Below are 13,446 nucleotides of genomic sequence, written 5' to 3' on the forward strand. Positions count from 1 at the left end.
GGCTATGCCGGTCTGGACAACGAGCTGTTCTACCTGGACAAGACCATGATGGTGTTCGGTGACGCCAAGAAGGTCATCGAAGACATGGTCAAGGCCGTCGAGTAAAACCTGCCCAGCCCTTCCCCAAAACCCCGGCCATTGACAGGACGGGGTTAATGGGAGGGTGAAGCCCATCCACTCACCAGTGAAGTCTGCTCGACGACGCTTGCTATAAAAACCGCCGATCCCTCATTGCGGCCATTGTTCGAGCAGTATTGAAACGAATTTCTCCGCTGCGGGGGATAGTGATGCCCCCCGACGGTAAACCAATCCCAGCGATCGATTCACCACAGGCTCTATCAAAGGGACGCTTACCAGCGTTGGGTGATCCCCGGCAGGCATTGCCAGACTTGGCATCGCCGATACGCCGAGCCCAGCCTCTACCAGGCCCAGAGAAGTGGACAAGTGCTGTACCTCGTAGAACCACTGTGGGCGCCAGCTCAAGCCTGATAAAGCGTGATCCAGCAGCATACGGTTTCCGCTCAGGCGACCCACGCCGATAAGACGATAATCGCTGAGTTCAGACCAGGTCACCGAGCTACGTTCAGCCAACTCATGATCACGCCTGCAGGCCAACACAAAAGGTTCATTCACTAATGGCACGAACTCGATATCCGGGTGCTGGCCGCTCATCATATTGATGCCGAAATCGGCTTCGCCCCGCAGGACTGCCTCAAGGCCTTCATTCGCACTAAGGTCCAGCAATCGGATTCGAATTTTAGGATAGCGCTCGTTGTACAGGCGGATCACCGAAGGCAGAAAGTAGAATGCGGCAGTCGGAATACACGCCAGGGTCACCCTGCCAATTTGACGTTCCGCGAGCTCGCGGATATTGAGAATCGACTCATCGAAATCGTCCAGTAATCGCCGTGCCTTAGGCAGAAAATCTCTACCTACGCTGGTCAGGCTGACCTTGCGCGTTGTGCGATCGAGCAATGAGGTTCCCAACCCTTCTTCCAGCTTTTTGATTCGCCGGCTCAAGGCTGGCTGAGACAGATGCAGGGCATCAGCCGCTTCGTGAAAACTGCCCAGTTCGGCAATCTTCACGAAAGATCGTATGTCATTAAGCTCGTAGTCCATTTTTTGTCACGCCAGCAACGAGGATGGATAGCAATCTACCTCACTTTAATCATTCGTCAAACGCAATAATAGCGACGATATTTGCATTGGAAACATTTTTTAAAGCCTGACACTCTTGCCTCAAGAACATCAATTACCCCGATTGATCACCAAGAGTCTGTGTCATGCAAAGAATTCCCTGTGTGCTAATGCGTGGTGGTACCTCCAAAGGCCCGGTATTTCTCGCTTGGGATTTACCTGTAGCCATCGAAGCCCGTGACGAGCTGCTGCTCAACCTGATGGGCTCAGGTCATGAGCTGGAAATCGACGGCATCGGCGGCGGCAGCCCGCAAACCAGCAAAGTGGCTATTGTCAGCCCTTCGTTGCACCCAGATGCGGATGTCGACTATCTGTTCGTACAAGTGATGGTTTCACAACGTCGGGTGGATACCGCTCCCAACTGCGGCAACATGCTGTGCGCCGTGGGTCCATTTGCTATTGAACAGGGTCTGGTCAAGGCGTCCCGCGAGCGTACTCGCGTGCGCATTCGCAATTTGAACACAGGGACATTTGTCAATTCCGAAGTGCAGACCCCGGATGGCAAGGTCAGTTACGAGGGAGAGACTGCAATCGACGGCGTGCCGGGTACCGCTGCACCGGTGCAACTGACCTTCCTCGATGCCGCCGGCAGTAAGACTGGCAAACTCTTCCCTACAGGAAACACACAGGATGTGATCGATAACGTTCCTGTGACCTGCATCGACATGGCAATGCCAATGCTTCTTGTCGAAGCTGGCCAGTTGGGCAAACGTGGAGATGAAAGCCCGGCCGAACTGGACGCCGACAAGGAATTTTTGCGGCGCCTGGAGTCGTTGCGACTTCAAGCAGGCCTCGCAATGGGTCTGGGTGATGTCAGCGACAAGGTCATTCCCAAACCCGTATTGGTATCACCGGCCAAAGCCGGTGGCACGATTCAGGTTCGCTACTTCATGCCGCACAACTGCCACCGTGCCCTTGCCATTACTGGCTCCATCGGCCTGGCCACCGCTTGCGTCACTGAAGGCAGCGTAGTCGCGCAGATGCTGGGTGGAATCAGTACCCCTCGTCTGGAAAATGTTCGAATCGAGCATCCAAGCGGCGCAATTGACGTCGTGTTGTCCTACACCGGTGCCAAGGGTGAGACCATTCGCGCCTCAGTCGTACGCACGGCACGCAGGCTATTCGCCGGTTACGTTTACGCCACTGCCTCTGCGCGACTTGCCGGATAGACCCGGTAGTCGTTGGCATTTTTGCATCAGCACAATTCTAAAAATGGGTGATGCCATGAAAGTTGTTAAATCGCTCTATTTCCAGATTCTCTGCGCTGTCCTGCTGGGCGTAATCGTCGGGCATTTCTGGGCTCAGCAAGCTATCGCTCTCAAACCGCTCGGTGATGCCTTCATCAAGCTGATCAAGATGATGATTGCACCTGTCGTGTTCTGCACCATCGTTACTGGCATTGCCGGGATGAGTGACAAGCGTTCACTCGGTCGCTTGCTCAGCAAGACCATGTTGCTGTTTCTTGGGTTGACGGTGATCAGCCTGATCATCGGCCTGGTCGCGGTCTATGTGTTCAAGCCTGGCGCCGGCATGAACATTGATCCGAGTCAGTTGAGCACCAAGGGATTGACTCAATACACCGAGTCGGCTGCACAGCTTGGGGTGGTCGAGTTTTTCATGCACATCATCCCCGATACCTTTATCGGTGCATTCAGCAAGGGTGAAGTACTGCCGGTGCTGTTCATTGCGGTGTTGTCTGGCTTTGCCCTGTCCTCGCTTGGCGAGCGCGGCAAGCCGGTGCTTGACGTTCTTGAAGCAGCGTCGCACATGGTCTTCAAGATTTTCTCTTACCTGATGCGTTTTGCACCCATCGGCGCTTTCGGCGCGTTGGCGTTCACGGTAGGGCAGTACGGCATCACTTCGCTTGGTTCGCTGGCGAAATTGATCATGACGTTGTACATCGCCTGCGGTTTCTTTGTTTTCGTGGTGTTGGGAAGCATTTGTCGCGCTAATGGCTTCAGTCTCTGGAAGCTGTTGCGATACTTCCGTGAGGAGTTTCTGGTGGTGCTGGGGACTTCTTCCACTGAACCTGTGATGCCACGCATGCTGGAAAAACTCGAAGCCTTGGGTTGCAGGAAAGGCGTGGTGGGTCTGGTGCTGCCGACTGGTTATTCGTTCAACCTGGATGGCACTGCCATCTATCTGTCGCTGGCCGCCATTTTTATTGCCCAAGCCTGCAACATCGACCTCACCCTCACCCAGACCATCACCATGTTGGCGATCATGCTGTTGTCCTCAAAAGGAGCCGCCGGCGTGACCGGCAGCGGTTTTGTCGCACTGGCATCTACGCTGACCGTGATGCACGACATTCCGTTGGCCGGCTTGGCCTTGCTGATTGGCATCGATCGTTTCATGTCTGAGGCACGTGCACTGACCAGCCTGGCCAGCAATGCTGTGGCAACTGTCGTGATCTCTATCTCGGAAAATGCTTGCAACCGGGAAACGCTGATACAGACCCTGGACGGAAAACCTGTTCCGGCTGAGGCGCTGGCCAAGAAAGAATCCTGGGAAGACCTGGAAGTCGTCAAGAACGCCAAGATCGGATAGTTCCTACCCTACTCCTGACTTTACTCAAAACCCACCCGCCAGGCACCGTTGATCGTGTCGCTTAGCGGGTTGGGGGGCGTATGCCTCGGCGTCAGCCACTCTAACGATAACAACAAGAGAATCGTCCTATGCTCGCTTTCCTTGGCTTAGCCATGGTGGTCGTATTCACCTTCCTCATAATGACTAAGCGTTTGTCGCCCATTGTCGCACTGACTGTTGTGCCCATCGTATTTGCCGTCATTGGCGGATTTGGCGGTACCACCGGCAAGATGATGCTCGACGGCCTGAAAATGGTCGCCCCTTCAGCCGCACTCCTTTTATTCGCAATCCTGTTCTTTGGCTTGATGATCGACGCCGGCTTGTTCGATCCACTGATTCGCAAAATTTTGAAGCGAGTCAATGGTGACCCAATGAAGATCGCTGTTGGCACTGCCCTCCTCTCCTTGCTTGTAGCCTTGGACGGTGACGGCACAACCACGTACATGATTACTTGCGCGGCAATGCTGCCGCTGTACAAGCGCATCGGCATGAACCCGATGATATTAGCGACCATCGCTATGTTGTCACTTAGCATTATGAGTGGCATGACGCCATGGGGCGGCCCCGCGACTCGCGCGATCGCGGCATTGGGCCTGGATGCGGGTAAATACTTCGTGCCTTTGCTACCGACCATGATTGGTGGTGCGATGTGGGTAGTCTTTACCGCGTTTTTGCTGGGCCGTGCCGAGCGTAAGCGTATCGGCAATGTTCAGCTGCAAAGTGGTGGCGGCGATTGCTACATCGAGGCGATTCTTGAGGACACACCGCACAAGCGTCCCAAGCTTGCGTACATCAACCTGCTACTCGTAGCTGCAGTGATGGCGGCTCTCGTGATGGGGCTGATGCACTCCGCGATTCTGTTCCTGATCGGCTTCGTTCTGGCGCTGATGATCAACTATCCACAATTGGACATTCAGAAAGAACGCATCCTTGCCCATTCGGGCAACGCCATGACCGTCGTGTTACTGGTGTTTGCAGCCGGGATTTTTGCCGGGATTTTTTCGGGTACAAAAATGGTCGACGCCTTGGCCCAAACCCTCGTCGACTGGATTCCGCCGTCCTGGGGGCACCTGTTCCCACTGGTCGTTGCGATCACCAGCATGCCGCTGACTTTCGTGCTGTCTAACGACGCCTACTATTTTGGCGTATTGCCGATCCTGGCCAATGCGGCCGCAGCTTATGGCATTGATCCCGTGGAGATCGCCCGGGCGTCGATCCTCGGACAGCCTGTACACCTGATGAGCCCACTGGTCGCGTCTACTCTGTTGCTGGTGGGAATGGTCGACCGCGATATTGGCGACTTCCAGAAAGCCACCGTCAAATGGGCGGTGCTCACCTCCCTGGTGGTTACTGCACTGGCCTTGTTAACCGGGGCAATCAGCCTGTTCACCTGATTCACCCAAATCTTATGCCGTCGTCCAACGTGCCTCACCAGCGAGGCTCGCGCTGTCCTGCACTCTAAAAAACAACAATGAGTAATTTGCCATGAGCTTTTTGTATTCCCGTCAGGCTTTGTTTTGCGTTTTAGGTTTGTTGCCAATGGCCGGTGCCAGCGCCGAAGGCTTTATCGATGACAGCAAACTTAAACTGCAACTACGAAATGTGTATTTCAACGAAAACTTTCGTGACGAACACGGCATGAGCACACGAGCCGCGAGAACCGCAAAAAGTGAGCGAACCGAGTGGGCTCAAGGATTCTTGCTGGACTATCAGTCAGGATTTACACAAGGGACGATGGGGTTTGGCATTGATGCCCTTGGTCTGTTTGGGGTCAAGCTCGACTCAGGCCGTGGCCGCAGCGGTACCGGACTATTGCCGGTTCATGATGACGGTCGGGCGGCCGACGAGTTTGCCAGTGCCGGTGTTACAGCAAAAGCACGGCTTGCAAAGACCACCGTCAAATACGGCACCTTGCTGCCCAAGACCCCTGTGCTGATTTACAACGATGCGAGATTGTTGCCACAGACCTATCAAGGCACCCAAATAAGCAGCAGCGACATAGAAAACCTTACCGTCACCGGAGGATACCTGGACCGTTTCAAACTCCGGGACTCTACCGACAGCATGCCGATCGTACCTGACGGTTTCAGTGGGGATAAATCAGGAGATTTCAGCTACGCCGGTGCCGAATATAAATTGGGCAAGGACATCCGTCTGAGCTATTTCTATGGCGAGCTCGATAACTTTTATCGCCAGAACTTCGCAGGCATCCAACACGACCTGCCTTTGGCCGGTGGAGTGCTCACCAGTGACTTGCGCTACTTCCATAGCGCTGATACCGGATCTGCCTTCGACGGCAAAATCGACAACGACATGCTCAGTGGCCAACTATCGTATGCCATCGCGGGCCATACGATGGGGGGTGGCTATCAGACCCTTAGCGGCGATGCAGGCTTACCCTTCATCAGTGGTGCTACCGTCTATTCATTCAGTAACGCTGGCATTGGCAAATTCATTGAGGAAGACGAGAAGACCTGGATGCTTAATTACGGCTACAACTTCGCGGCCGCAGGCGTGCCTGGTTTGACCTTTTCCACGCGCTACCTGAGCGGCAATGACGGTAAATCCGACACCACCGTCAAGGAATGGGAGCGTGATACCGAGCTGGCTTACGTCGTTCAAGGAGGTTCTTTCAACGGCCTGGGCGTGCGCCTTCGCAACTATGTCTACCGCTCGGATTATTCCCGGGGGCGTGACAGCAACCGGATCTACCTTACCTACGACATTGTCCTTTGGTAGGACACGGATCACGACCGGATACCAAGGCTCGGGGTCGCGATCACGAGCCAATCCATTTGAACGAGCGATAAAAAGAACCTGCGCCTGAGGCCATTCGAACGATGGCTTGCGGATCTCCCCCCGACGCCGCAAAGCACAAAGCACAAAGCACAAAGCACAAAGCACCGCTCGTGGTAACCGACATCGTTGGCGGGGGAAGCATTTTTTTTGGTTCTTCACGCAATCCCGGGAAGAACCAAAAAAAAGTGGGCACGCTCCCTTGTAGGAGCTGCGGTGCGGCGATGGTCGATAACGATAACGCGTGTGAACCGGATAAACGCGGCGTACTTGAGTCCATCGCCGGCAAGCCGGCTCCTACAGTTTCCCGGAGTTCCGTGAAGAACCAAAAGAAACCCGCCATGCATGTCCCATAAAGAGCGGGTCGTGCCACCTCAAAAGCGGATAGATATCGCCTCGAATCCGGATAGATGCACCCCACAAAAAGGCTTTCAATCGGGGGGAGCCTAAAAACTACAAAAGGGTGTACCTGATGAACAACTCGAGAAGCATTGCCCAGTGGCAAGAATACATCCAGGGCTGCCTGGATTTCCGTCCGGCCGAAGGCATTTACCGCATCGCCCGTGACATGTTCACAGAGCCGGAACTGTTCGACCTGGAGATGGAACTGATCTTCGAGAAGAACTGGATCTACGCCTGCCACGAGAGTGAAATCGCCAACCCCAATGATTTCCTGACGATGCGTGCGGGTCGTCAGCCCATGATCATCACCCGCGATGGCAACCATCAGCTTCACGCGCTGATCAATGCTTGTCAGCATCGGGGCGCGACGCTGACTCGCGTCAGCAAAGGCAACCAGTCCACCTTCACCTGCCCGTTCCACGCCTGGTGTTACAAAAGTGACGGCCGCCTGGTCAAGGTCAAGGCCCCGGGGGAATACCCGGAAGGCTTCGACAAGGCCACCCGCGGCCTGAAGAAAGCCCGGATCGAAAGCTACAAGGGCTTCGTCTTCATCAGCCTGGACGTCAACGGCAGCGACTCGCTGGAAGACTACCTCGGCGATGCCAAAGTGTTCTTCGACATGATGGTCGCCCAGTCTCCTACCGGCGAGTTGGAAATACTGCCCGGCAAGTCGACCTATAGCTACGACGGCAACTGGAAACTGCAGCACGAAAATGGTCTGGACGGCTATCACGTCAGCACCGTGCACTACAACTACGTCTCCACGGTGCAACATCGCCAGCAAGTCAATGCCGCCAATGGCGGCGGCTCCGACACGCTGGACTACAGCAAACTGGGCGCCGGCGATGCCGAAACCGACGATGGCTGGTTCTCGTTCAAGAATGGCCACAGCCTCTTGTTCAGCGACATGCCCAACCCGACTGTGCGCGCCGGTTATGCCAGCGTCATGCCGCGCCTGGTCGAGGAATACGGCCAGCAGCAGGCTGAGTGGATGATGCACCGTCTGCGCAACCTAAACATCTACCCAAGCCTGTTCTTTATGGATCAGATCAGCTCGCAGCTGCGTATCGTGCGCCCGGTAGCCTGGAACAAGACAGAAATCACCAGCCAGTGCATCGGCGTCAAAGGTGAGTCCGACGCGGACCGGGAAAACCGCATTCGTCAGTTCGAAGACTTCTTCAACGTTTCTGGTATGGGAACCCCCGACGACCTGGTGGAGTTTCGTGAAGCCCAGCGCGGCTTCCAGGCACGCCTTGAGCGCTGGAACGAAGTGTCCCGCGGCAGTGAAAAATGGGTCGAAGGCCCTACTCCCAACAGCGAGGTCCTGGGCATCAACCCGGTATTGACCGGCACCGAGTTCACCCATGAGGGGCTCTACATCAATCAGCATGGATCCTGGCAGCGTTTCCTTCTGCAAGGTCTGGAACAAAAAGCCCTGAAGTTGAAGGAGGTGTGAAATGAGCGCACTACAACATTCCATCGAGCAATTCCTCTACCGCAAAGCCGAACTGTGCGATCAGCAGGATTGGGACGCCTACATCGCCCTCTTCGATGAGCAGAGTGAATTCCACCTGCCGCAATGGGAGTCGGAGCATGTGTACACCACCGACCCCAAGCGCGGCATGTCGCTGATTTACTACTCGAACCGCTCCGGCCTTGAAGACCGGGTGTTTCGTCTGCGCACGGGTAAATCGGCGGCGTCAAACCCGATGCCGCGCACCCTGCATCAGATCAGCAATGTGCGAATCAAGGAGCTCGATAACGGCTTGCTCGAGGTCAAGGCAGCCTGGGTCACCCTGTATACCCGACAGGGGTTGTCCGAGCAGTTCTACGGCCATGTGACTTACCACCTTAAAGCGGTCGCAGACAGCTGGAAGATCACTCGCAAGCACATCGTGCTGCTCAACGACACCATCAACTCAGTGCTTGATTTCTATCACCTGTGACCTGCGGAGCACGCTGTCATGAACCATAAAGTCGCTTTCAGCTTCGCCGACGGCAAGACCTCGTTCTTCGAGGTCAAGCCAAACGAGTTGTTGCTCGACGCTGCGCTACGCAATGGCGTGAACCTCCCGCTGGATTGTCGCGAAGGTGTCTGCGGCACCTGTCAGGGGCGCTGCGAATCAGGTCAATACACTCAAGATTATGTCGATGACGAGGCGTTGTCCGAACACGATCTGGAGCAACGCAAGATGCTCTCTTGCCAGACCCGAGTGCAATCGGATGCGTCGTTCTATTTCGATTTCGATTCGAGCTTGTGCAACGCTGGGGCAACTCAATTGTTGCAAGCGGTGATTACCCGTGTGGAGCAGGTTTCAGCCACTACCGCGATCCTTCATATCGACGCTAGCGCCAGCCCGCTGCAACTGGATTTTCTTCCGGGGCAATACGCACGACTGCATGTGCCTGGAACCAGTGAGTGGCGCTCCTATTCTTTTGCCAACCGACCCCATCCCACTAACCAGCTTCAATTTCTCATCCGCCTCCTGCCAGACGGCGTGATGAGCAACTTCATTCGTGAGCATTGCCAACCCGGTCAAATCATCGAGTTCGAAGCCCCCTTGGGTAGCTTTTATCTACGCCAGGTGACCAAGCCTCTGGTGCTGGTCGCAGGAGGAACCGGCCTGTCGGCTTTCCTTGGGATGCTGGATAACATCGCGGAAAAGGGTGGTTGTGGGCACCCGATCCAACTGTTCTATGGTGTCACTCAGGACAATGACCTGTGCGAAACCCAACGGCTGGCGGACTATCGCGAACGTATCGTGGATTTCGACTACCACCTCATCGTGTCGAAGCCATCGGAGCAGTGGAAAGGGAAAACCGGATGGATTCCTGATCACTTTGACCGAAATGCGTTTGAGGCTGATCCATTCGATATTTACCTGTGCGGCCCTCCGCCAATGGTGGAAGCGGTCAAGACCTGGTTCATCGAGCAGCGAATCGAAAAATTCCAGATGTTTTACGAGAAGTTCATCGAGAGCAACTCAAAACATTAAGAACCATGGGGAGTATCTGGAATCGACCAGGTACTCCCCCGTTTTTTATGGTTCTTCACGGAATCCCGGGGAACACCGATACCTGTAGAAGCTGCGGTGCGGCGATCCGACTTACCAGCGATGGCGACCTTACGGCCGAGCATTTTCTTCCTGGTGTACATATCCATTGCTGCGGTAACGGCCACTTAGGGTTCCGCCCTGACGGCGGGTCACTTGGAAAAACGGAACGCCGCCCGGCCTGTAGGAGCGAGCTTGCTCGCGATGGAGGTCAACGATGACGCGGGGAGCCTGACACCCCGCGGTGCTCTCAGGTTTTTCGCGAGCAAGCTCGCTCCTACAGGGCCCGCCGCCATCGGCCATCCATGGCCGGCGGCGGCTAACCCGGCATCCATGCCGGGTTGCCCACTGCGCAGAACCTGCGCTCGGCCTCACGAGGGGGCGTGCACCGCAACAGCACCGCGAGGCGAGCTAACGCTCGACCTCGTTGTTTGGTGGTGCACGCGTTCCCCTGTAGGAGCTGCCGAAGGCTGCGATCTTTTGATAACGCCTCGGTCTAGATCCTTACGCTGGCAAACGTCGACTCATTGCGCGCCTGGCTCAGCGCCGACAACGGTCCGGACAACGGCGACAGCACCAGCGCTTGCGGCAGCGGCGTCATCGCGACTTGTTGGGTGGTGTTGGACCCTACGCGCTCGTCACGCGGCGGAATACCGTAGTACTCGCGGTAGCACTTGGAGAAGTGCGGCGTGGACACGAAACCACAGACCGACGCCACTTCGATGATCGACATCGGCGTTTGCTTGAGCAATTGCCGCGCGCGGATCAGACGCAGCTTGAGGTAATAGCGCGACGGTGAGCAGTGCAGGTACTTCTGGAATAGCCGCTCCAGCTGACGTCGCGAAACGGCGACGTACACCGCCAGTTCGTCGAGGTCGATCGGCTCTTCAAGGTTGGCATCCATCAGCGCGACGATTTCCTGCAACTTCGGCTGGTTGGTGCCGAGCATGTGCTTGAGTGGCACACGCTGGTGATCCTGCTCGTTGCGGATGCGCTCGTAGACGAACATTTCCGAAATGGCGGCCGACAGTTCACGCCCATGATCACGGCTGATCAGGTGCAGCATCATGTCCAGCGGCGCAGTGCCGCCCGAGCTGGTGAAGCGGTTCCGGTCGAGGGTGAACAGCCGGGTGCTCATGGTCACCCGAGGAAAGGCTTCCTGCATCGCCGCCAGGCATTCCCAGTGCACACTGCAGTCGAACCCGTCCAGCAGGCCGGCACCAGCCAGCGCCCAACTGCCGGTGCACACCGCGCCCAGGCGTTTGGACTGACGTGCCTGGCTCTGCAGCCACGACACGTGCGCGCGGGTCACCGTGCGTTGAATGCCGATCCCGCCACAGACAATCACAATGTCGAGCGGCGGCGCTTTGTGCATGGCGGCGTCAGGCGTGATCTGCAGACCGTCACTGGCCCAGACTTGACCGCCATCGACGGTGAGCGTGGTCCAGCGATACAGCTCGCGGCCGGATAACTGATTCGCCATGCGCAGGGGTTCCACTGCGGACGCCAGGGAAATCAGCGTGAAATTGTCCAGCAGCAGAAAGCCGATGGATTGAGGCGCACGGTTCTGGGGTTGGGCCCCGGAGTTGAACGTCGTCATCGCGGTATCTCCTCACACAAAGCGGGTAAACGGCCTCAGGCGCAGGCTCTTTTTATTGCTCGTCCAGCGAGCTATCTGTATTTACCTGCAAAACTCACACCTGACTTCAATGAATCCTTCCATGCGTTCAAAAAACGACACTCCGATGTCTCTATCCCGATGGTCGCAAGGGGTAAGGTTAAAAGCGAAGGCGATGTGGTCAACCGCTCTACTCATTGGCAGTGAGCAATAAGGTAGCGTTTTTGGGAGGGAATGGCCGAAAACGGCAACTTGCTTGTTACCGACATGCACAGGTCGGTTTTCGAAAGGAACAGTGGGCGATGACGTTAGTGATTGCAGCAAGCTGAAGCATGCGCCGCGATGGTGCATGGCGACCTATACCCGGTCACGCCGCAGGTCCAAGGCATACCCGGGAACGCTTGTAATCAACCCTTTCCTGCAACTAACTGTTTTCAAGGGCTCATTACCGCCGATGACGGAGAGCAAGACCTTCTTGCACATTTTATAACGTATTCGAGATGATGGCTTTGAGATACTATCTAAAGGTCAGAGAGTCTTGCGACCGCATTGGAGTGGCGTATTTTACAATGACCATTTTTTACGGAAAGCAATGGTCTGAGCCCGCTCGTCCAATTTCAATATCAGGAATGATTGCGAACCAATATGCCCAAAAAACAATCGTCTTTAAAAATGAGTGGCCCAGGAGAAATCAGCACGAGTCCATTTCGCAGTCTCCCGCAAGTAGTTGATTTCATAGGTGGTTCCTCGCAAAGGGTATTCCAGAAAGCAGGCCTGAGTTTAGAGCAATTCGTCAGTGAAGACCGGCACCTCACCTATATGGACGCTGCTCACCTATTCAAAGCTGCATTCGAACACACCGATTGCCCCCATATTGGCTTACTGATAGGTGAGCGTTGTGCACTGGATGATTTGGGTCCGGTGGGCCAGCTCATGCGCCTCGCGACTTCACCAGGCGATGCATTAAACGACCTGGTCGGGCATGCAAGTCTCTATGATCGTGGCGCGACCCCACTCCTGCTTCCCTTGGCGGGCCAACACAGTCTGTTGGGATATGTCATTTATCGCCACGACCTGCCCAATCAATCATTACTTGTCGACACTGCCGTCATGGTTGGCCTGCAAATGTTGCGGACATTGTTAGGCGCTAACTGGACACCCGTTCGTGTGCAGTTTTCATATCGCAAGCCATCAGATATCACCCCGTACGTCAGAAAATTTCGCTGTGACATTCAGTTCAATGCAAGTATCTCCGGGCTTGTAATAAACAATCAGCAACTGCGGCAAATTCAATGCACGGCGAATCCACGCTTACACCATCTGCTTAAACTGGCTATTGCGACCGCCACGTCACCTTTGACGATGTCAGAACAAATAAAGAGCCAGGCATACGCTCTATTATTGAAAGGCCAGGCAAACTCCAAGTACATCGCCAGTCAATTCTCATTGAATGAAAGAACGCTGCGACGCCGGCTGGATGCGGAAGGTTCTCACCTTAAAGAACTGATCACCGATTCCAGAAGCAACTTCGCGCGGCAGCTCTTGAAAGATACGGATTTGCCGATATCCACAATCTCTCAGACCCTTCAATACCAGGATCCAAACGCCTTCTCCCGTGCATTCAAAACGTGGACCAATACGTCACCACAGCATTGGAGAGATGGACTGGAGTAGCCTCCATTGAGGGGGGATTCAACAATTTCCGTACCCCCGCGATACCGCGCGCACTGTCCGAAAATGCAAGGTGCCTTTCTGATGATTGCCGTAAAGTGAACGCAACAACGGGCTGATTGC

Annotated in this window: 11 protein-coding genes; 9 read left to right on the forward strand and 2 right to left on the reverse strand. The window is 55.3% G+C overall.

The window, feature by feature from the left end; genetic code table 11:
• Positions 1-105, forward strand: a 105-nt coding sequence (locus tag C8K63_RS15920) for an NAD(P)(+) transhydrogenase (Re/Si-specific) subunit beta (RefSeq protein WP_146176392.1), incomplete at its 5' end; no start/stop codon positions are given.
• A gap of 123 nt (positions 106-228) precedes the next feature.
• Here the strand turns inward: C8K63_RS15920 and C8K63_RS15925 are convergent.
• Complete coding sequence (locus tag C8K63_RS15925; protein WP_095946308.1) at positions 229-1,119, reverse strand: LysR family transcriptional regulator; 891 nt, start codon at positions 1,117-1,119, stop codon at positions 229-231.
• Positions 1,120-1,283: 164 nt separating this feature from the next.
• Here C8K63_RS15925 and C8K63_RS15930 point away from each other — a divergent pair, with 164 nt between their 5' ends.
• From C8K63_RS15930 to antC, 7 genes are all read left to right on the forward strand, one after another.
• A complete protein-coding gene (locus C8K63_RS15930; RefSeq protein ID WP_108217591.1) occupies positions 1,284-2,366 on the forward strand; it encodes a 4-oxalomesaconate tautomerase in 1,083 nt (360 codons plus the stop codon).
• Positions 2,367-2,409: 43 nt separating this feature from the next.
• Complete coding sequence (locus C8K63_RS15935) at positions 2,410-3,744, forward strand: dicarboxylate/amino acid:cation symporter (protein WP_108217592.1); 1,335 nt, start codon at positions 2,410-2,412, stop codon at positions 3,742-3,744.
• 128 nt (positions 3,745-3,872) lie between these two features.
• Positions 3,873-5,177, forward strand: a complete 1,305-nt coding sequence (locus C8K63_RS15940; protein ID WP_108217593.1) for a CitMHS family transporter — start codon at positions 3,873-3,875, stop codon at positions 5,175-5,177.
• Positions 5,178-5,268: 91 nt separating this feature from the next.
• Positions 5,269-6,522, forward strand: a complete 1,254-nt coding sequence (locus tag C8K63_RS15945) for an OprD family porin (protein WP_108217594.1) — start codon at positions 5,269-5,271, stop codon at positions 6,520-6,522.
• Between the two features lie 529 nt (positions 6,523-7,051).
• Entirely contained in the window at positions 7,052-8,437 is a 1,386-nt protein-coding gene (gene antA / locus C8K63_RS15950; RefSeq protein WP_108217595.1) for an anthranilate 1,2-dioxygenase large subunit, read from the forward strand.
• 1 nt (position 8,438) lies between these two features.
• Positions 8,439-8,927 (forward strand): anthranilate 1,2-dioxygenase small subunit, encoded by a 489-nt coding sequence (gene antB / locus C8K63_RS15955; RefSeq protein ID WP_108217596.1) that lies wholly within the window; start codon positions 8,439-8,441, stop codon positions 8,925-8,927.
• 18 nt (positions 8,928-8,945) lie between these two features.
• Positions 8,946-9,977: an anthranilate 1,2-dioxygenase electron transfer component AntC gene (gene antC, locus C8K63_RS15960; protein ID WP_108217597.1), complete on the forward strand. Its 1,032-nt coding sequence runs from the start codon at positions 8,946-8,948 to the stop codon at positions 9,975-9,977.
• A 553-nt stretch (positions 9,978-10,530) separates the two neighbouring features.
• Here the strand turns inward: antC and C8K63_RS15965 are convergent.
• Entirely contained in the window at positions 10,531-11,634 is a 1,104-nt protein-coding gene (locus C8K63_RS15965) for a GlxA family transcriptional regulator (protein ID WP_108217598.1), read from the reverse strand.
• A gap of 663 nt (positions 11,635-12,297) precedes the next feature.
• Between C8K63_RS15965 and C8K63_RS15970 the strand changes: the two genes are divergently transcribed.
• The gene (locus C8K63_RS15970) at positions 12,298-13,326 is read left to right on the forward strand and encodes an AraC family transcriptional regulator (protein ID WP_108217599.1); all 1,029 of its coding nucleotides are present in this window, start codon (positions 12,298-12,300) and stop codon (positions 13,324-13,326) included.
• The last annotated feature ends 120 nt before the right edge of the window (positions 13,327-13,446 follow it).

Source organism: Pseudomonas sp. GV085 (assembly GCF_003050925.1).
Lineage (GTDB): Bacteria > Pseudomonadota > Gammaproteobacteria > Pseudomonadales > Pseudomonadaceae > Aquipseudomonas.

Excerpts from the sequence above, each read along its gene's own strand:
- antC (WP_108217597.1), top strand. The coding sequence starts at position 8,946 with ATGAACCATAAAGTCGCTTTCAGCTTCGCCGACGGCAAGACCTCGTTC.
- antB (WP_108217596.1), top strand. The coding sequence starts at position 8,439 with ATGAGCGCACTACAACATTCCATCGAGCAATTCCTCTACCGCAAAGCC.
- C8K63_RS15940 (WP_108217593.1), top strand. The coding sequence starts at position 3,873 with ATGCTCGCTTTCCTTGGCTTAGCCATGGTGGTCGTATTCACCTTCCTC.
- C8K63_RS15970 (WP_108217599.1), top strand. The coding sequence starts at position 12,298 with ATGCCCAAAAAACAATCGTCTTTAAAAATGAGTGGCCCAGGAGAAATC.
- C8K63_RS15965 (WP_108217598.1), bottom strand. The coding sequence starts at position 11,634 with ATGACGACGTTCAACTCCGGGGCCCAACCCCAGAACCGTGCGCCTCAA.
- antA (WP_108217595.1), top strand. The coding sequence starts at position 7,052 with ATGAACAACTCGAGAAGCATTGCCCAGTGGCAAGAATACATCCAGGGC.
- C8K63_RS15935 (WP_108217592.1), top strand. The coding sequence starts at position 2,410 with ATGGGTGATGCCATGAAAGTTGTTAAATCGCTCTATTTCCAGATTCTC.
- C8K63_RS15945 (WP_108217594.1), top strand. The coding sequence starts at position 5,269 with ATGAGCTTTTTGTATTCCCGTCAGGCTTTGTTTTGCGTTTTAGGTTTG.
- C8K63_RS15930 (WP_108217591.1), top strand. The coding sequence starts at position 1,284 with ATGCAAAGAATTCCCTGTGTGCTAATGCGTGGTGGTACCTCCAAAGGC.
- C8K63_RS15925 (WP_095946308.1), bottom strand. The coding sequence starts at position 1,119 with ATGGACTACGAGCTTAATGACATACGATCTTTCGTGAAGATTGCCGAA.